The sequence below is a fragment of the Capnocytophaga canis genome, assembly GCF_000827555.1.
Taxonomy (GTDB): domain Bacteria; phylum Bacteroidota; class Bacteroidia; order Flavobacteriales; family Flavobacteriaceae; genus Capnocytophaga; species Capnocytophaga canis.
Genome location: NZ_CDOI01000133.1, coordinates 20,614 through 38,751, shown reverse-complemented (window position 1 = coordinate 38,751; position 18,138 = coordinate 20,614). Strand labels below are relative to the sequence as shown.

Sequence of the window (18,138 nt, the reverse complement as noted above, 5' to 3'; positions counted from 1 at the left end):
GTTCTTTTAAAATTATTAGAATCGTGCTTGTACCCCAAAAGTAAACACTCTGTTAAGCGGGTAAATCTGATTAAGCAATTCAGGGTCGTATGATTTAATAAGTTTAGTAAACTCCATCACGTTTTCTCCTGTTACATAAACCCTTAAATTGTTCATTCCAATGGATTGCATTACGTCCTTAGGCAAGGAATAACCCAATGTGATTTGTTTTACGCGTACATAAGAGGCATCTTGCAAATATCTGGTAGAGGTTTGGAAGTTTCCTCCTCCGAAACGCTGTCTTGGAAAATAAGCATTTGGGTTTTCAGGTGTCCAATAATCCAATTGTTCGGTAGTAGGTACAGCCCATTGATTGGTGAACCCCCAAAAGTAAGTACCTCCCAAAGCATAATCTCTTTTTGCAGTACCTTGTAAAAATAATGAAAAATCGAATCCTTTATAATTAGCTCCCATATTTAAACCAAAAGTATAACGTGAACGGTTGTTCCCTATAATGCTCAAATCACCAGGTTTTTCAAGGGTATAATCTCCCCAGTCGATTTTATTATCACCATTCAAATCTTCAAATTTTACGTCACCTGCTAACCATTTATATCCTGCTAATCTTTTGTTATCAATTTTCGCAGCATCTTCATTGGTTTGATACAAGCCATTGGAAGTATATCCCCATATTTCACCAATTTCTCTACCAACATAGTATTGCCCTATATTTCCTGTTGGGTTCAAGTCAAATTTGGTAATGAATGCTCTACTATCAGCCAAATTAAAACTTATGTTATAACCGAAATCTTCGGAAACTTGATCTTTCCATCCAATAGAAAATTCAAATCCTTTGGTTTCCAAATCGGCAGCATTTCGTTGTGGTGCACCTGTTCCCAGCACCTTTGGCAGAGGAACTCCGTTTACCAACATTCCTTTAGTGTTTCGGATGTAATAGTCAAACGAACCTGATAAACGATTATCAAAGAAGCCGTAATCTACTCCAATATTTCGCGTTTCTACGGTTTCCCAAGTAAAGTTATCACTTACTAGTCCAGGAGCGTTTACGTAAGGAAGTCCTGCACTACCAAACAAATAACCTGTTTGTGCTCCGTAGCCCATTGTTGCTAAGTATGGATAATTTCCTCCTACGTATTGGTTGGGTAAATCACCATAGGAAACACGAAGTTTCAGGTCACTTACCACTTGAGTTAGAGGTTCAAAAAACCCTTCTTTAGAAATACGCCATCCTAATGAAGCAGAAGGGCTGAACACATATCTGTTATTTTTGCTGAATTTAGAAGAACCATCATAACGTCCATTAATCTCTAATAAATATTTCTCAGCAAATATATAATTTAAACGGAAGAAGGAACCTATCAATGCCCAATCAGAAATTCCGCTACCTACACGAGGTTTTTCATCGTTATTTAACTTCAAATATGGATAATCTTGATTAATAAGATCTTTTACACTCGCCCAAAAAGATTCATTGTGTTTTTCTTCCTGGCTATATCCCACCATTGCTTTGAAATAATGTTTTTCAGCAAAGGTATTTTCATATTGAGCATAAATATTAGCCGCCTTATAAAGGTCATGGTAACTATTTTCATCTACTCGGGAAGTATTGGTATGAGGGAAGAAACCTAAATCGGTAGCTTTTGTAGGGTCAAAAATGCTAACACCATCGGTAGGAGCTCCATATTCTTTAAAACGTTTTACGTTCGTTTTGCTATTATTTCTGTAAGAGTTCCAAGTATAGTCTCCTACCACTTTTACGTTTTTAATAGGTTTTAACACAAAGTTTCCAGTTACCCATATATCATCGGAGGTATATTTATCTCTTCCTCCTGTGGCAATCATAGCAAAAGGGTTCGTATAATTTCCTTGTCCAGAAAAATTCCCATCAGGGTGATATACAGGCATCAAAGGTTTTAAATCACTTGCAAAACGCTCTGTTTCTACACCGTTACGCCCGTTTGAAGGTTGATCGTTCTGCTTACGATTCAAACTTGTCTTTACTCCAACAGTAAGCCATTTAGTAACATCAGTAGTCAAACCCAGATTCAAGTTGTAACGATTGAATTTTTGTTTAGAAACTTTGAAAAGACCTTCTTGCTCGAACATACCGGCAGAAGCAATATAAGTAGTTTTCTCAGAACCTCCTGAAAGAGAAATGTTATGTTGTGACTGTGGAGCCCAACTAGGATACATCTCTTCAATCCAATCTGTATTACCTACGTAGCGATATCTTCTTGGGTTGGTAGGGTCGATGTAAACCGCATTTTCAGGACGTGGGTCTGCAATATATTTTTTTGCTCTATCAATATCCTCTTGTCCAAATCCTTGACTACCTCTAGAACCTCCTGAAATACTTCCAGTTTCATCGGCCAATAAATACATTGTTAAATATTCTAATGAATTGACCAATTTAGGTAAACGAGTAGGTCGTGTAAGTGAATAATTTGTAGATATATTCACTTGAAGAGGAGTTGCTTTTTTACCTTGTTTAGTAGTGATAAGTATAACCCCAAATGCTGCACGCCCTCCGTAAATAGCCGCAGAAGCAGCATCTTTAAGTATGGTTACATTCTCTACATCATTAGGGTTAATTTGATTAGGATCCATTTGCACACCATCAACAAGAACTAATGGACTTCCTCCATTAATAGAGGTAAAACCTCGAATATTAAAGCTAGCGCCAGACCCAGGACGACCATTACCTACACCAATATTTAAGTTGGGCACCAACCCTTGTAACCCTTGTCCAATGGTAGTTAATGGGCGACTTTCTAGTACTTTCGCATCAACTGTAGCTATAGCACCAGTTAAGTTTTCTTTTTTCTGAGTTCCATACCCAACAACTACAACATCTTCTAATTGTTGAGCTTCTTCGGCAAGTAATACGTTGATTGTCAGCGAACTACCCCCCCCTACAGTTTTTTCTTGTGTTACAAAACCTAAGTAACTGAAGACAAGTACATCTCCTTGATTTGCTTTGATTTCGTACTTACCATCAAAATCAGTAGCTACTCCACGAGTAGTGTTTTTGATCAAAACACTTACGCCTGGTAGTGGCACTTTACTCTCGTCAGTAACAGTTCCTTTTACTGACACCGTCTGTGCAGAAAGTGTTAAACACCAACTGAACACAAACGTGAACAATGTTAAAATTTTAAATTTCATAAGCTGTTTGATTAATTATTAAATTGAGGTGTAAAGGTAAACCTTTTTTTCTTTTTACACAAAAAAAGTTCTATTTTTTTGTGAATATATTCTTAAATAAAAATCTAAATAAAAGAGCCTCATTTGATTATACTTCGAAAAAATACAACAGTAATATTCAAATATTAAGTATATAACCTCCTATAAATTATAGCACCTGGTCATTTAACTTATGTTTAAGAACACGAGGCTGTCCGAAAAGTCAAGTTTTAGTAATTTTACAAAACTTAACACCTTGAAAATAAACATTTTATTTTTAATATTTTGCCCAAAACAAACCTTTTCGACAGCCTTGTGACATGCTTATTTAATTACAGCAATGATATTTCTTTTCTTGGTTATATTCTCTGTAAAATAAAAAAACAATCTAATCTGAATAGTTTATCTCATAATTATAAGATATAAATTATTGATATTATGAGTTTTATATTTCAAACAGAAGACCTATAATCTTTACTTTATTTTTTGTTAACAATTCACAAGTTGATGTAATTATCAATTAAACCGTATTTATTTTGTCTTCTTCATGTTAGGAAAGAAATTCTGTTAGAAAAAAATCTGTTATATTTTATAGTACGTAAAAATAAAAAATGTATTTTTGCAAATTGAAGCTATTCGTATAAAATAGCAAATGACTAAAAGACAAATACTAATCGAACAAGGTTATTTTCTAACAATATCTATTCAAAACCTTGTTTTTCAATATAATAAATAACAAAGAATGAGTTGCAATAGTTGCACAACAAAAAATAAAAAAGGTGATGGATGCAGTGGAGGATGTAGTTCTGGAGGTTGCAATAGCGGAAAATTAGCTGTCTTTGATTGGCTATCAAATGTGCGCTTACCAGGGGGACAAGATTTTTTTGACTGCGTAGAAGTCCGCTTTAAGAATAGCCGTAAGGAATACTTTAAAAATACAGAGAAATTATCGTTACAAATAGGTGATGTAGTTGCTACGGAAGCCAGTTCAGGACATGACGTAGGAGTGGTTACCCTCACAGGTGAATTGGTTCGTTTGCAAATGAAAAAGCGAAAAATCGATTGGAATGGAGAAGGAATTCCTAAAGTCTACCGAAAGGCAAATCAGCGAGATATTGATATTTGGCAAGAATCTCGGGATAAAGAGATTGAAGTGCAAAAACGCTCGCGAGAATTAGCGATTGCTTTAGGATTGGAAATGAAAATTTCAGATGTAGAATTCCAAGGAGATGGTTCTAAGGCTACGTTTTATTATACAGCTGAAGGTCGAGTCGATTTCCGTCAATTGATTAAGGATATGGCACGAGCCTTTTCGGTACGCATTGAAATGCGACAAATAGGTTTCCGTCAGGAAGCGGCTCGATTAGGAGGGATCGGTTCATGTGGGCGTGAACTGTGTTGCTCAACATGGCTCACTGATTTTAGAACTGTAACCACTTCAGCGGCTCGTTATCAGCAACTTTCACTGAATCCACAGAAATTAGCAGGACAGTGTGGAAAGTTGAAATGCTGTCTCAATTTTGAGCTGGATTCCTACGTGGATGCTCTGCAGGATTTCCCTCGTACAGAAACTAAATTACATACGGAAAAAGGGAAAGCAAGTTGTCAAAAAATAGACATTTTCAAACGTTTGATGTGGTATTCTTATGACGAAGACCCTATAAATTGGCATAAATTGTCGGTAGAAAGTGTCAAAGAAATTATTGCCAAGAATGGTGCAGGTGACAAAGATGTCGTATTAGAAGATTATGCCATCACAGCCGAAGCAGATGGAATAGGTTCTGGAATTGGAATGACAATGATCAAGGAAAATACGGAGGATAGTCTCACTCGATTCGACAAACCCAAACGCAAGAAAAAGAAGAATGACAAGCGTTCCAAGAGTAACAAGGCAGGGAACCAAAATGGTAATGAAACAGGAAAATCAGAAAGTAAAGTAGAGATTCCTGAAAAACAGGTAGATGCAAATATTCAACATAAAAATGAGCAGCGAAAACCAAATCAACAGGTAAAAATTAAAAAGACACAGCCCCAATCTCAAAAACACAATATTCCTATTGAAAACGAGAAGGACAAACAGAAGAATAATATCGCAAATCAGAAAAATTCAAAAAATCCAAAGCATTTGAAGGAAAAAAATCCAAATGCAAAACGAAAATCGAACCATTTTAATAAGAATAGCACCGATAATAATAAATAATGAGATTTTTAACCCTATTTTTAGCCGTCCTGATGTGGAGTAGCTGTCAGTCAAACATCGAATATAGCGAATATGTTTCACTTTCAGATGGAGAAGGTTGGCAAAAGGCATCGCCTGTGTCGTTTCAATTTCAACACTCCGATTCTATTGCTAAAAAAAACATATTCATCATGCTGAGAAATAATGAAAAGTATGAGTTTAGTAATTTATTTCTTATTACTCACATGGAATTGCCTGACAGAAGGCTCATTATAGACACTTTGGAATACGAAATGGCAACCCCAGAAGGGAAATGGTTAGGTTATGGATATTCATCTGTAAAGGAAAATAAGTTGTGGTATAAAGAAAACTTTGTGTTTTCAGCCAATGGAACATATACTATAAAGGTAGAACAAGCCATGCGAAAAATAGGAGAAACAGACGGTTTGGAACAGCTCAATGGTATTACCGAAGTCGGATTGCAAATAGAAAATATTCAGGAAAGATAATCTACTGTTAGATAAATTTTGACATTAGCTTAAAAGGAATGAAAAAAGTTTATTTGATGTTCGAATTTATTATTTAAAAATATAATTATCAAGATATTACAAAAATACATAATGAAAAAGAATACAACGAAAGAAGGAAGTAAAAACAAGTTAGTTAAACTGTTTTGGTTGGTATTTTTCGGAGGCATTGGGTTTGTGTGTCTACTTTTTGCTTTTGGCTCATGGGGTTTTTTAGGAGAGATGCCTGATTTCAAGCGATTGGAAAATCCAGAAACAAACTTGGCAACAGAGATTGTTACCGCTGACGGAAAAACATTAGGAAAATTCTATTTGGATGACAATCGAACTCCTGTAAGATATAAGGATTTGCCAAAACATTTGGTTGATGCTCTGATAGCTACGGAAGACGAGCGTTTTTATGACCATTCAGGAATTGATGTGCGAGGAACTCTTCGTGCCTTTGCTTATCTCGGAAGTAAAGGAGGAGCGTCAACAATCACGCAACAACTTGCAAAACAGTTATTTCACGGTACGAAGGCTCGTGGTTTGGAGCGATATACCCAAAAAATCAAAGAGTGGATAATTTCTACTCGCTTGGAAACACAATATACCAAGGAAGAGATTCTTACAATGTATTTTAATATATATGACTTTGGATATCAAGCAGATGGAATACGTTCGGCAGCACGTATTTTCTTTGATAAAGAACCTATGGATCTGAGTTTAGAGGAGAGTGCTGTATTGGTAGGAATGTTCAAAAATTCATCGCTCTACAATCCTGTACGAAATCCTGTAGGGGTTACTAACCGACGTAATGTAGTCTTGGCACAAATGGCAAAAAATAATTATATCACTCAGAAAGAAAAAGATTCATTGCAAAAATTGCCTTTGGAATTACGCTTTACTCCAGAAAGTCATAATGAAGGAATAGCAACTTACTTTCGTGAGTATTTACGCTCATTTATGAAAACATGGATAGACCAAAATCCCAAACCTGATGGAACGAAACATAATCTTTATTTGGACGGTTTGAAAGTTTACACCACCATTGATTCAAAAATGCAGACCTATGCTGAATTGGCGGTAGAAGAGCACATGCAACGACTGCAAAAAGTATTCGATGCTGAAAACAATCCAAAGAAAAACAAAACCTTTCCATTTGTAGAAGTGTCAAAAGATGAATTTAATTCCTTGATTAATAGAGCTATGAAACAATCGGAGCGTTGGAGAAAGATGAAATCTTTGGGCTATTCCGAAAAAGAAATAGAGCAATCGTTCAAAGAAAAAACCGAAATGCGTGTTTTCTCATGGCAAGGTGAACGAGATACGATTATGACACCTTTAGATTCTATTTTGTATTATAAAGCTTTTTTGCGAACGGGAATGATGTCAATGGAGCCTCAAACTGGACATATCAAAGCATGGGTAGGAGGAATCAATTATAAACATTTTCAATACGACCAAGTGATTCAAGGTGCTCGACAAACAGGATCTACTTTCAAGCCCTTTGTGTACGCAACCGCCATTGACCAGTTACACTATTCACCTTGTCATGAACTTCCTGATATTCAGACATGTATTGAAGCAGGGAAATATCAAAACTTGACTGCTTGGTGCCCACGAAACTCTAACGGAAAATTTTCAGGTGACATGATGACTTTGAAGTATGCCTTAGCAAACTCAATTAACTCCATTACGGTGAACTTGATGGATAAAGTTGGACCAGTTCCTGTGATTAATTTGGCTCGTGAATTGGGAATTTCAGCAGAAATTCCTGAGATGCCGTCCATCGCATTAGGGACAGCAGATATTACGGTTTATGAAATGGTTGGAGCTTATGGAACTTTTGCAAATGAAGGAGTATATGTGAAACCCACATTGGTAACGCGTATTGAGGATAAAAACGGAACCGTACTTTTTGAAAATACGCCTCAAACACGCGATGTGGTGAGTGCCGAAGTAGCCAGAGCTGTTGTTAACCTTATGGAAGGAGTTACACAGTATGGTTCAGGTGCCAGATTGAGAACCAAAGGAGCGGATTCTTATAACAGTATGTATAAAAACGTAATTACGGGCTATCCGTATGCTTTTACCAATCCAATAGCAGGGAAAACAGGAACTACGCAAAACAACAGTGATGGTTGGTTTATGGGCATGGTACCAAATTTGGTCACGGGTGTTTGGGTTGGAGGTGAAGACCGAGCCGTCCACTTCAAAGGAATTACCTATGGGCAAGGAGCAACTATGGCGTTGCCTATTTGGGGAAATTACATGAAAAAATGCTATGCTGACAAAGATTTGAATGTGTCTAAATCACCGTTCCCTGCACCACAAAATATTGAAATTCCGATGGATTGTAAAAAAGTGGAAGCTTTGGAAAATGATAAAGACGACTTCGGAGACATCGATTTTTAGTATTTTGAGTAGCCTTAAATTACTATGAAAATTCAGCGAAAAATTATATCTTTGTGGACATCTAAACATACTATTTAAGGTGATGAAAAAATGTTATTTTCTTCTGTGGTTATTTCTTATACTTTCGATGAAAGCTCAAGAAAATCAAGGTATTACTCACTCCAAACAGCTTACAGGACAAGTTCCTTTTCCGAAAAAAACTTTTATAGAATTGCCAAATCCTGTGAAAGCCAACCCTCAGGAGTGGAAAAACTTCAAGGGAACAACTGCAGGTTGGGGTTCTACGGATGTCCGCTATAAAAAAGAAACTCCAGCTAAGGACTTAAAATTGGCTCAAACTTTAACCGCTTGGAAAGGAGAGCGTATTTCCGGACAAATTGTAGTAGTTAATGCCAACAAAGATGCTGAAATTTCAGTTGACATCAGTGATTTTAGGCATACGAAACTTAAAAATAACCTTAAAAAAGAACATATTTCAGCTGATTTTATTCGTTATGTGATGACGGACGAACTCAATAAGGATGGCAAAGGAGGCTGTGGTTATCGTACCGCAATTAACTTTGATTCTACTCTTGTAGCAGATGCAATTGATCACTACGCTAAAAAATTGGTCATCCCTGCACAAACCTCCCGAGGAATTTGGGTAAAGGTGCAAGTGCCTCAAAATGCAGTCTCAGGAAGCTACAAAGGATTTATTTCGGTAAAAAATAAAGGAAAAGTATTCCAAAAACTTCCGTTGGAAATAAAAGTATTAGACCGAGTTTTACCTGCCTCAAAAGACTGGCACTTTCATTTAGATTTGTGGCAAAATCCGTATGCAGTATCTCGTTATCACAATCTAAGACCGTGGAGTAAGGAGCATTTCGATAAATTGCGAATAGAGATGCAACCCTATGTGGAAGCGGGAGGAAAATCAATCACTGCATCAATCATGCATAAGCCATGGGGAGGACAAACTTACGACGCTTTCGGTTCCATGGTTACGTGGTTTAAAAAGCTAGATGGCTCTTGGCATTTTGATTTTGCGGTGTTCGACAAATGGGTCGAATTTATGCACGAAATGGGAATAACCAAACAAATCAATTGCTATTCGATGGTTCCTTGGAAGTTGTCTTTTCAGTATTTTGATCAAGCTACTAACCAAGTGCAAAAAATTGAAACACAACCAGGAAAACCTGAATACAACGAGGTTTGGGGAGCTATGCTCACCGCCTTTGCGAAACACTTAAAAGGTAAGGGATGGTTTGAAAAAACGTATATTTCTATGGATGAGCGTCCTATGAAAGTGATGTTAGAAACCCTGAAAGTTATTAAACAAGCTGATCCTAATTTCAAAGTATCTTTTGCTGGTGATTGGCATGAGGAAATTGAAGCCGATTTGGATGACTATTGTGTAGCTCTATGGAAAAAATTCTCCGACGATGTAAAAAACAAGCGTAGAGAGCAAGGTAAAATTTCTACTTATTATACATGTTGTACTGAACCTTACCCAAACACTTTTACGTTCAGTGAACCTGCTGAAAGTGAGTGGTTAGGTTGGTTTGTAGCCAAAGAAAACTTAGATGGATACCTACGCTGGGCATTGAATAGCTGGACAATTGAACCCCTTCTTGATAGTCGTTTTGTAAGTTGGGCGGCAGGCGACACCTATTTAACTTATCCCTTAGGTCGAAGTTCTATTCGTATGGAACGAATGATTGAAGGTATCCAAAATTATGAAAAAGTTCGTATTCTCCGTGAAGAATTTAAGAAATCGGGAAACATTCAGGCGTTGGAAAAAATAGAAGAAGTCTTACAGACCTTTGATGAATATGGTATCCCGAAAATCCCTGCTAAAGAAACAGTCAACAAAGCAAAATATATTATAAATTCATTGTAAATTCTTGTTTATCTGTTTTTTAGGAGCTGTAATATACTCAAATTAGATACGATTGTGGAGCAAATCCATCGAATTTTATAATGTAAAAATATCGTATACTTAAAATTTAAGGCATAAAAAACTAAGATACAAATCTTTACATCTGATTTTAATATCAATTTAAGGCTTGAAACGGAGATATATTACCAACAAATTTAAAGTCTTAACCATACTAGTAATCATTTTACAAATTATTTTGTAACAAAATGAAATATTCTGATACTAACAGGAAAGATTTGTTAGTAAATATATTTTTTAACACGTATTCTTAAATATTCATAGAAATTTTTACTTTTATCATATATGAAAAACAAATTATTTGTAACAGCAATGATGCTTTCAGGAAGTTTTGCTATGGCACAACAAGTTGCCTTTGAAGAATATGACCTGCCCAATGGATTGCACGTCATTTTACATCAGGATAATTCAGCACCTGTGGTGGCTGTGGGGGTGATGTATCACGTAGGAGCGAAAGATGAGGATCGTTCTCGTACAGGGTTCGCCCATTTTTTTGAACACCTTTTGTTTGAAGGAACAGAGAATATTGAGCGAGGAAAATGGTTCGATATCGTTTCCTCACACGGTGGAAAAAACAATGCTTTCACCACACAGGATAAAACCTATTACTATGAAATATTCCCTTCAAACAATTTAGAATTAGGACTTTGGATGGAATCAGAGCGTTTATTACATCCCGTAATAAATGAAATTGGGGTGAGTACGCAAAATTCGGTGGTTAAGGAAGAGAAGAAACAACGTTTGGATAATGCTCCTTACGGAAAAATTATGTATAGAACGGGAATCAATCCACATTTATTTAAAAAACATCCGTATGGAGAGTCTGTTATCGGGCAAATTGAGCATTTAGATGCTGCAAAATTGGAAGAATTTATCGCCTTCAAAAAGAAATTTTACAATCCAAACAATGCTGTTTTGGTGGTTGCGGGAGATTTTGAGAAAACTCAAACTAAAAAATGGATTCATGATTATTTTGCTTCTATTCCAAATACAGGTGATAAAATAGTACGCACAAAAATTGAGGAAGAGCCTATTAATCAAACAATTAAAGTAACAGACTATGATCCTAATATTCAGTTGCCAATAAAAATATACGCTTATCGGACGCCAGGTATGAATGAAAAGGATGCGTATGTTTTAGACCTTATTTCTTCTATTTTGACAGGAGGAAAGAGTTCTCGTCTCTACAAGAAGATGGTAGATGAGAATAAAAGCGCTTTGCAAGTATTAGCTTTTTCCGATTCACAAGAGGATTACGGTACCTACATTATGGGGGCTTTGCCAATGGCTGGAATTTCTCTTGAAACCGTTGGAAAAGAAATGGATGAAGAAATTGAAAAATTACAAAATGGTCTTATCTCGCAACGTGAGTTTGAAAAACTACAAAATCAGATTGAAAATCGTTTTGTGAGCACCAATTCTAACATGGAAGGAATTGCGTTGTCATTGGCGAATTTTTACACTTTCTACAAAGATACAAATCTGATTAATAAGCAAATAGATATTTATCGTTCTATCACTCGTGAGGATATTCAGCGTGTGGCTAAAAAATATCTAAGTGCTAATCAGCGTTTAGATCTTGACTATTTACCAGAAAATGCAAAACAATAATTGAAAAAAGAGTACGTATGAAATCGAATATAAAATTTGTTATAACGTTAATATTTGCATCAATAATAACAATGGCAACAGCTCAAATTGACAGATCCAAAATACCCGCTTCGGGAAAAACTCCTGTCATTAATTTAGGAACTCCATATACTTACAAACTATCAAATGGAATGACCCTTTTGGTGGTTGAAAACAATAAATTACCGCGTGTCAGTATAAGTCTGAGTATTGACCAACCGCCTGTGCTTGAGGGGAATAAAATGGGAATAGCAGACCTTACTTCATCTTTGTTGGGTAATGGAACCACTTCTATTTCGAAAGATGCTTTCAATGAAGAAGTAGACTTTTTGGCAGCAAATATTTCATTATCAGCAGGTGGAGGATATGCATCTTCGTTGTCAAAATATTTTCCACGTGTGTTAGAGTTAATGGCTGATGCAGCTCTGAATCCAAACTTCACGCAAGAAGAATTTGAAAAAGAAAAGGCGAAATTACTCCAAGGAATTAAGTTTGGCGAAAATAGTGCTGAATCTATCGTAGGACGTGTACAAGGAGCGTTAGTTTATGGTAAAAATCACCCTTATGGGGAGTTTTCTACCGAAGAAAGTATCAACAGTATTACCTTAGATGATGTAAAAGCCTTCTACAAAGAACACTTTGTTCCTACAAATGCCTACATTGTGGTTTCAGGAAATATCAAGGTCAAAGAAGCTAAGAACTTGGTTACAAAATATTTCAAAAAATGGAAACCAGGAAAATCTACTCCAAAACCTATTACTACTCCTTCGGATGTGGAATTTACCCAAATCAATTTTGTAGATCTGCCAAATGCAGTGCAATCTGAAATACGCTTTAACAATTTAGTAGATTTGAAAATATCTGACAAGGATTATTTTCCTGTATTGATTGCTAATTACATTTTAGGAGGAGGGTTCGGAAGCTATATCAATATGAATTTGCGTGAGAAAAACGGATTTACTTATGGAGCCAGTACTTCTGTAGGTGCCAATAAATGGACAAGAGGAGATTTTGAAGGTGCTACTAAAGTAGGAAACGATGTATTGGACAAAGCTATTGTTGAAATATTAAAAGAAATACAACGCATTCGTAATGAAGAAGTTGCAGATGATCTTATTGCACAAGCGAAAGCTAGCTATTTAGGTAGCTTCATCATGGCAACAGAAAACCCACAAACTATAGCTCGATACGCGATTAACATCAAAACGCAAAACCTACCTGCTGATTTCTACAAAAATTATGTAGCAAATATTAATGCCGTTACCAAAGAAGATATTAAACGAGTAGCTAATAAATATTTCAAAAACAACAATTTACGTTTCACAGTAGTAAGTAAAGGAAGTGAAGTTGCAGACAAATTAGAAGCTATTACTTTCAACGGGAAGTCAATTCCTGTGTACTACTTCGATAAGTTAGGTAATCCAACAGCTAAAGCTGTATATACTAAGGAGATTCCAGCAGGTGTGACGGCTAAAACGGTATTGGAAAATTATCTAAAATCTGTAGGGAAGACACAAAGCGTTAAAACCATTGCTATCCAAGCGAAAGGTGAGATGCAGGGAATTGCTCTTGATTTTGAAATCAAACGTAGTGGTACTGATAAATTTTTACAACTTATCACAGGAATGGGTATGACCTTGTCAAAGCAAATCGTTAATGGTAAAACAGTTTCGGTCGAGGCTCAAGGACAAAAAATACCGGTTTCAGATGACGAAGTGGCAATAGCTCAAATGGAATCAGGTGTTTTCCCAGAAATTAATATGCTGAAAAATAACAATATAAAATTAGTTGCTATTGAATCATTTAATGGAGCTGATGCCTATGTTATCGCTTTGACAGATAAAAAGAATTTGTACTATGATGTAGTTTCAGGACTTAAAGTAGGAGAGAAAACCACAGTTGAAATGGGAGGTCAAAAAATTGAAAATATCGTTATTTATGATGATTATCGTGAAGTGAAAGGAGTAAAAGTTCCATATGCAATTTCGGTTTCATCTGCAGGAATGACTTTTGAATTCAAGACTTCTGGCGTAAAGATAAATGAAGGCGTTTCTGATGCTGATTTTAAATAATCGCTGTTAACATATAAGTTAAGCAAAAGGAAAATAATACCTTTGAGCTATACCCCATAGAAACATAGAATTATTATGTTTTTATGGGGTTTAGAACTTAATTTGGGAGTTCTTTTAGGAATAGATTACGTGTTTTCTCAGAATATTCACATCATTTCATACACCATTAAGAGCCCTAAAAGACTAATGCCTATCCATAGTAAAACGGAAAAAATCAGAGGTTTTACACCTACATTTCGTAGGGTTTCATAAGAGAGTGTACTGCCTATAAGAAATAGCGTAAGATGCAATCCTGCTTTTGCTGTGAAGGTAATGGTATTTGTAATCACCTCGGGAATAGGAAGGTAAGTATTTACCAATATAGCTAACACAAAACCACCTATAAACCAAGGAATTTTTATTCGGTTACTTTTGCCCTTGAATAGCCACATCGTCAGTAAACTCAGCGGAATAATCCAAAGGGCTCGGGCTAACTTTACCGTTGTAGCGATTTTTAGGGCTTCTTCGCCATAATTATTAGCGGCACCCACCACCGAACTCGTATCGTGAATCCCTATGGCACACCACAACCCGAATTGTTCCTGACTCAGTCCAAGCAAATGCCCCACAGGAGGATAAATAAAAAGAGCAATGGAATTGAGCGTAAAAATAACCGCTAAAGCCACCGAAATTTGCTTGCCATTGGCTTTAATAATGGGCGAAATAGCTGCAATGGCACTACCCCCACAAATGGCCGTCCCCACACCGATGAGGTAGCTGAGTATTTTATCGAGTTTTAATATTTTACCCAACAATCCGCACAGTATCAGTACAAAACCAATACTCATAATGGTAATCAAAAATCCGTTTTGCCCTGCTTTGAGTGCTTCATTGAGTTGCAATCCAAAACCTAATCCTATGATGGAAAACTTTAACAATCGATGAATGACTGGATTGATTTTAGGCAGTGGAAATGGTGTTTTCAGTGTAAAAGCAAAAGCAATTCCTAACGCCAAAGCAATGGGCGAAGACACCCAAGGAGATAATGAAAATACCGCGAGTATCAAAAAAAGGAATTTTCGCAGGGTGTTATTTTTCATAAATAAATATTTTTTTATCGGCTATATCAACGTACTAAGGATATTGAGGTGCAAATTTCAGTAGTTTTTTATTATTAACCAAATGAGCAAGAAACTATTTGTTGTGACTACATTTACCCCTTAAGTACAATTTCTTTTAACCAATCATAAAAAGCAAAAATCACTTCTTGACTTACATCAATGACAGGGTAGAAAAAACCGCATACCTTTGCAGCGAATTTAAAAATAAACAAGATATGTCAACAGTAAAATGGTCATTAGATACCGCTCACAGTGAATTGAATTTCAGGGTAAAACACCTTATGATTTCTAACGTAAAAGGAAGTTTCAAAGATTTTTCAGTAGAAATTCTTGGCGAAGATTTTGCAACTTCAAAAGTAAATGCACAGGTAAAAACTACTTCTATTTTTACCAACAACGAAGACAGAGACAACCACTTGCGTAGTGCCGATTTCTTCGATGTAGAAAACTTCCCAGAAATGAAATTCGAAGGAACTTCTCTTACCAAAAAATCGGACGATGAGTACACTTTGGTAGGAAACCTTACTATAAAAGGTATTACCAAAGAGATAGATTTAGAAGTAGATTTTGGAGGAATTAGCAAGGATCCTTGGGGAAATGAAAAATTAGGATTTTCTGTAAGAGGACGAATCAACAGAAAGGATTTTGGACTGAACTGGAATGCCGCTTTGGAAACAGGGGGTGTTTTGGTAAGCGATGAAGTAAGAATCGAAGGAGAATTGCAATTTGCAAAACAAAACTAAAATAAACAAAACTCAATCACTAACTGATTTTCAGGAAAGCTGTCCGATTTTTTTCGGATAGCTTTTCTAATTTTTTGTTTCAACAGAAAATTTCTAACCAAATTTGTATTATCTTTACCTCCAAAATTGATAGACAATGATGGTTAGTGAATATTTTTCAAAGTTGGTGCAACTCTCCACAGAGGAAAAAAACTTGATAGATAAGAGCTTTGAACTGAAATCCTTCTCCAAAGGAGATTTTGCCTTGCGTTTGGGAGTGATTTGTGAATCTGAATTTTTTGTAAAACAGGGCTGTCTTAAAAATTATTATATCGACTTTCAAGGCAATGAAATTATTCTTTCTTTTGCTATAGAGCATTGGTGGATTGGTGATTTTGAAAGTTTCAATCGTCGTACCCCGAGTAAAATGTTTGTAGAGGCTTTGGAAGATAGCGAAGTGTACACCATTTCTTATAACAAAAAACAACAGCTCCTCAAAGATATTCCGCAATTGGAACGAGCTTATCGCATACTTTTAGAACGACATCTGCAAAATTATCAGGAGCGAATTTATTCTGTATTGGCACTCTCCGCACAAGAACGCTACGAACGATTTTTAGAAAAATACGCCAAATTGGTACAATGCGTTCCGCAGTACTCTATCGCTTCCTTTTTGGGGGTAACTCCCGAAACTCTAAGTCGTATAAGAGCCAAACAAACTAAGAAATAAAGAAGAAAAATCCATAAAAGCGAAGTTTTTATTTTTGTAAAACCACATAGAAACATAGAAAAAATTATGCCTATATGTGGTTTAAAAATGTAATTTCCGTTATTGCCTTATGTCAATGGTTGGGAATGAAAAATACGCTAGTTTTGCATCATAGAACGATTAAAATCAAAAAAATATGTCAAACATCGGAATTATATTAGAAGAAAAAGCAGCAGATATCGGCAATTTTTTGGTAGGAAGATTACTTCCTTTTCGCGAAAAAAGAGCAGTAGGACCTTTCGTGTTCATCGACCATATGGGACCTGCCGACCTGAAAGATTATCAGAATTTGGATGTGGCACCGCATCCGCATATTGGGCTTTCTACGCTCACTTATCTGTTCGAAGGGTCTATTTTTCACAGAGATAGCATCGGTTCGCAAATGGAAATTCAGCCTGGAGCGGTCAATTGGATGACGGCAGGAAAAGGTGTGGTGCATTCCGAAAGAACACCTGATTACCTAAGAAATACGGAGAAAAAACTACACGGACTCCAAATTTGGGTGGCTCTACCGAAACATTTGGAAGATTGCGATCCAAGTTTTCATCACATCGAAGCGGAGGAGCTTCCGCATTGGGAGGAAAATGGCGTACAGGTAAAACTAGTTGCTGGAGAGGCTTTTGGGAAAAAATCGCCCGTGCCTGTGCATAGCCCATTGTTTTTCATTGAACTGAAAGCCAAGGAGAAAACCAAACTCCACATCGGCGAAGACCTCTACGGAGAAGCGGCAATGTATGTACTGGAAGGCACGGTGAACATTGAGGGGAACGACTATGGCTCTAAACAATTGTTGGTGGCTAAAAACAGTAAGTTATGCGAGTTTGAGATGAGTGAAAATTCGGTGGTGTATATTTTCGGTGGAGAGCCTTTTCCTGAAGAACGATTTATGTTTTGGAATTTCGTGAGCTCCGACAAAGAGAAAATAGAAAAAGCTAAACAAAACTGGAAAGAACAAAACCACGAAGCCTTCCCAAAAGTCATTGACGATGAAGACGATTTCGTGCCACTGCCTACTTATCCGCTGAAAAGTAAGTAATTTTAACTAAAAACCGTCCTGAAAGGGATGGTTTTTTAATTTTTGGTGCATTTTATAATATTGAAGTGTTTTTGGTAAGAGAGTATATTTATTTTTGCAAAACCTATACACAAATCTATTATTTAGTAGCTAATGGTTTTAGAAGTTATGAAAGTTTGTCTATTTCAATTTATTAATAAAAAATATATTATAATATGGAGAGAAATCATTGGATTATGCATCAGGATTTATACATTCATTAAATCCAATTTTGTAAAACAAATACTCAATTCAATTGAAAAAAATTTGATAAACTTCCAAATGTTGGACATTTACAAATTTGGCTTCAAAGACTAACAATACATCAGGAAAAAGAAAAAAAATATCAAGAAACACTGTGTCAGAAACTGATTGATAATAATATCGAAATATGGAATTTCAACTGGGTTAATAATGATATCAAAGATATAGTAAATAGTACTCCAATAATCGACCAACAAAGGATTGATAAAATGGAAAAAGTAATTGAGCCGAATGAGGTAAAAATATTCGGGTATTGAACATAATTTGATAATTCACATCCATTTTTCTTAAAACTTACACCCATTT

At 36.1% G+C, this 18,138-nt stretch carries 11 protein-coding genes; 9 read left to right on the top strand and 2 right to left on the bottom strand.

The annotated features are described in order from the left end of the window. Positions 1 to 15: 15 nt before the first annotated feature. Positions 16 to 3,165 carry a SusC/RagA family TonB-linked outer membrane protein gene (locus CCAND38_RS03900; protein WP_052458110.1) on the bottom strand — a complete coding sequence of 1,050 codons (3,150 nt, stop codon included), beginning with the start codon at positions 3,163 to 3,165 and terminating at the stop codon, positions 16 to 18. A 760-nt stretch (positions 3,166 to 3,925) separates the two neighbouring features. Here CCAND38_RS03900 and CCAND38_RS03895 point away from each other — a divergent pair. The 6 genes from CCAND38_RS03895 (at position 3,926) to CCAND38_RS03870 (ending at position 13,923) form a co-directional block, all read left to right on the top strand. Further along, complete coding sequence (locus CCAND38_RS03895; RefSeq protein ID WP_082024947.1) at positions 3,926 to 5,383, top strand: PSP1 domain-containing protein; 1,458 nt, start codon at positions 3,926 to 3,928, stop codon at positions 5,381 to 5,383. Beyond that, entirely contained in the window at positions 5,383 to 5,871 is a 489-nt protein-coding gene (locus tag CCAND38_RS03890; protein WP_042009516.1) for a gliding motility lipoprotein GldH, read from the top strand. The genes CCAND38_RS03895 and CCAND38_RS03890 overlap by 1 nt, the downstream gene beginning before the upstream one ends. A gap of 111 nt (positions 5,872 to 5,982) precedes the next feature. Next, positions 5,983 to 8,286: a penicillin-binding protein 1A gene (locus tag CCAND38_RS03885; RefSeq protein WP_042343961.1), complete on the top strand. Its 2,304-nt coding sequence runs from the start codon at positions 5,983 to 5,985 to the stop codon at positions 8,284 to 8,286. An 82-nt stretch (positions 8,287 to 8,368) separates the two neighbouring features. Beyond that, positions 8,369 to 10,165: a DUF4091 domain-containing protein gene (locus CCAND38_RS03880; protein WP_052458108.1), complete on the top strand. Its 1,797-nt coding sequence runs from the start codon at positions 8,369 to 8,371 to the stop codon at positions 10,163 to 10,165. Between the two features lie 393 nt (positions 10,166 to 10,558). Then, positions 10,559 to 11,833 carry a M16 family metallopeptidase gene (locus tag CCAND38_RS03875; RefSeq protein ID WP_042009540.1) on the top strand — a complete coding sequence of 425 codons (1,275 nt, stop codon included), beginning with the start codon at positions 10,559 to 10,561 and terminating at the stop codon, positions 11,831 to 11,833. 71 nt (positions 11,834 to 11,904) lie between these two features. Next, entirely contained in the window at positions 11,905 to 13,923 is a 2,019-nt protein-coding gene (locus CCAND38_RS03870; RefSeq protein WP_082024946.1) for a M16 family metallopeptidase, read from the top strand. Positions 13,924 to 14,069: 146 nt separating this feature from the next. On the opposite strand, the gene CCAND38_RS03865 is transcribed toward CCAND38_RS03870, so the two are convergent. Continuing rightward, a complete protein-coding gene (locus CCAND38_RS03865) occupies positions 14,070 to 15,002 on the bottom strand; it encodes a YeiH family protein (RefSeq protein WP_042343959.1) in 933 nt (310 codons plus the stop codon). A gap of 236 nt (positions 15,003 to 15,238) precedes the next feature. On the opposite strand from CCAND38_RS03865, the gene CCAND38_RS03860 reads away from it, so the two are divergent. The 3 genes from CCAND38_RS03860 (at position 15,239) to CCAND38_RS03850 (ending at position 17,550) form a co-directional block, all read left to right on the top strand. Further along, positions 15,239 to 15,766 carry a YceI family protein gene (locus CCAND38_RS03860; RefSeq protein ID WP_042009522.1) on the top strand — a complete coding sequence of 176 codons (528 nt, stop codon included), beginning with the start codon at positions 15,239 to 15,241 and terminating at the stop codon, positions 15,764 to 15,766. A 136-nt stretch (positions 15,767 to 15,902) separates the two neighbouring features. Continuing rightward, the gene (locus tag CCAND38_RS03855) at positions 15,903 to 16,475 is read left to right on the top strand and encodes a Crp/Fnr family transcriptional regulator (RefSeq protein ID WP_042343958.1); all 573 of its coding nucleotides are present in this window, start codon (positions 15,903 to 15,905) and stop codon (positions 16,473 to 16,475) included. Between the two features lie 175 nt (positions 16,476 to 16,650). Further along, positions 16,651 to 17,550, top strand: a complete 900-nt coding sequence (locus CCAND38_RS03850) for a pirin family protein (protein WP_034985589.1) — start codon at positions 16,651 to 16,653, stop codon at positions 17,548 to 17,550. Positions 17,551 to 18,138: the final 588 nt, after the last annotated feature.

Bases quoted from the DNA above. Each gene is read 5' to 3' on its own strand.
- CCAND38_RS03880 (WP_052458108.1), top strand. From the start codon at position 8,369: ATGAAAAAATGTTATTTTCTTCTGTGGTTATTTCTTATACTTTCGATG.
- CCAND38_RS03885 (WP_042343961.1), top strand. From the start codon at position 5,983: ATGAAAAAGAATACAACGAAAGAAGGAAGTAAAAACAAGTTAGTTAAA.
- CCAND38_RS03865 (WP_042343959.1), bottom strand. From the start codon at position 15,002: ATGAAAAATAACACCCTGCGAAAATTCCTTTTTTTGATACTCGCGGTA.
- CCAND38_RS03860 (WP_042009522.1), top strand. From the start codon at position 15,239: ATGTCAACAGTAAAATGGTCATTAGATACCGCTCACAGTGAATTGAAT.
- CCAND38_RS03895 (WP_082024947.1), top strand. From the start codon at position 3,926: ATGAGTTGCAATAGTTGCACAACAAAAAATAAAAAAGGTGATGGATGC.
- CCAND38_RS03900 (WP_052458110.1), bottom strand. From the start codon at position 3,165: ATGAAATTTAAAATTTTAACATTGTTCACGTTTGTGTTCAGTTGGTGT.
- CCAND38_RS03890 (WP_042009516.1), top strand. From the start codon at position 5,383: ATGAGATTTTTAACCCTATTTTTAGCCGTCCTGATGTGGAGTAGCTGT.
- CCAND38_RS03850 (WP_034985589.1), top strand. From the start codon at position 16,651: ATGTCAAACATCGGAATTATATTAGAAGAAAAAGCAGCAGATATCGGC.
- CCAND38_RS03875 (WP_042009540.1), top strand. From the start codon at position 10,559: ATGGCACAACAAGTTGCCTTTGAAGAATATGACCTGCCCAATGGATTG.
- CCAND38_RS03855 (WP_042343958.1), top strand. From the start codon at position 15,903: ATGATGGTTAGTGAATATTTTTCAAAGTTGGTGCAACTCTCCACAGAG.
- CCAND38_RS03870 (WP_082024946.1), top strand. From the start codon at position 11,905: ATGGCAACAGCTCAAATTGACAGATCCAAAATACCCGCTTCGGGAAAA.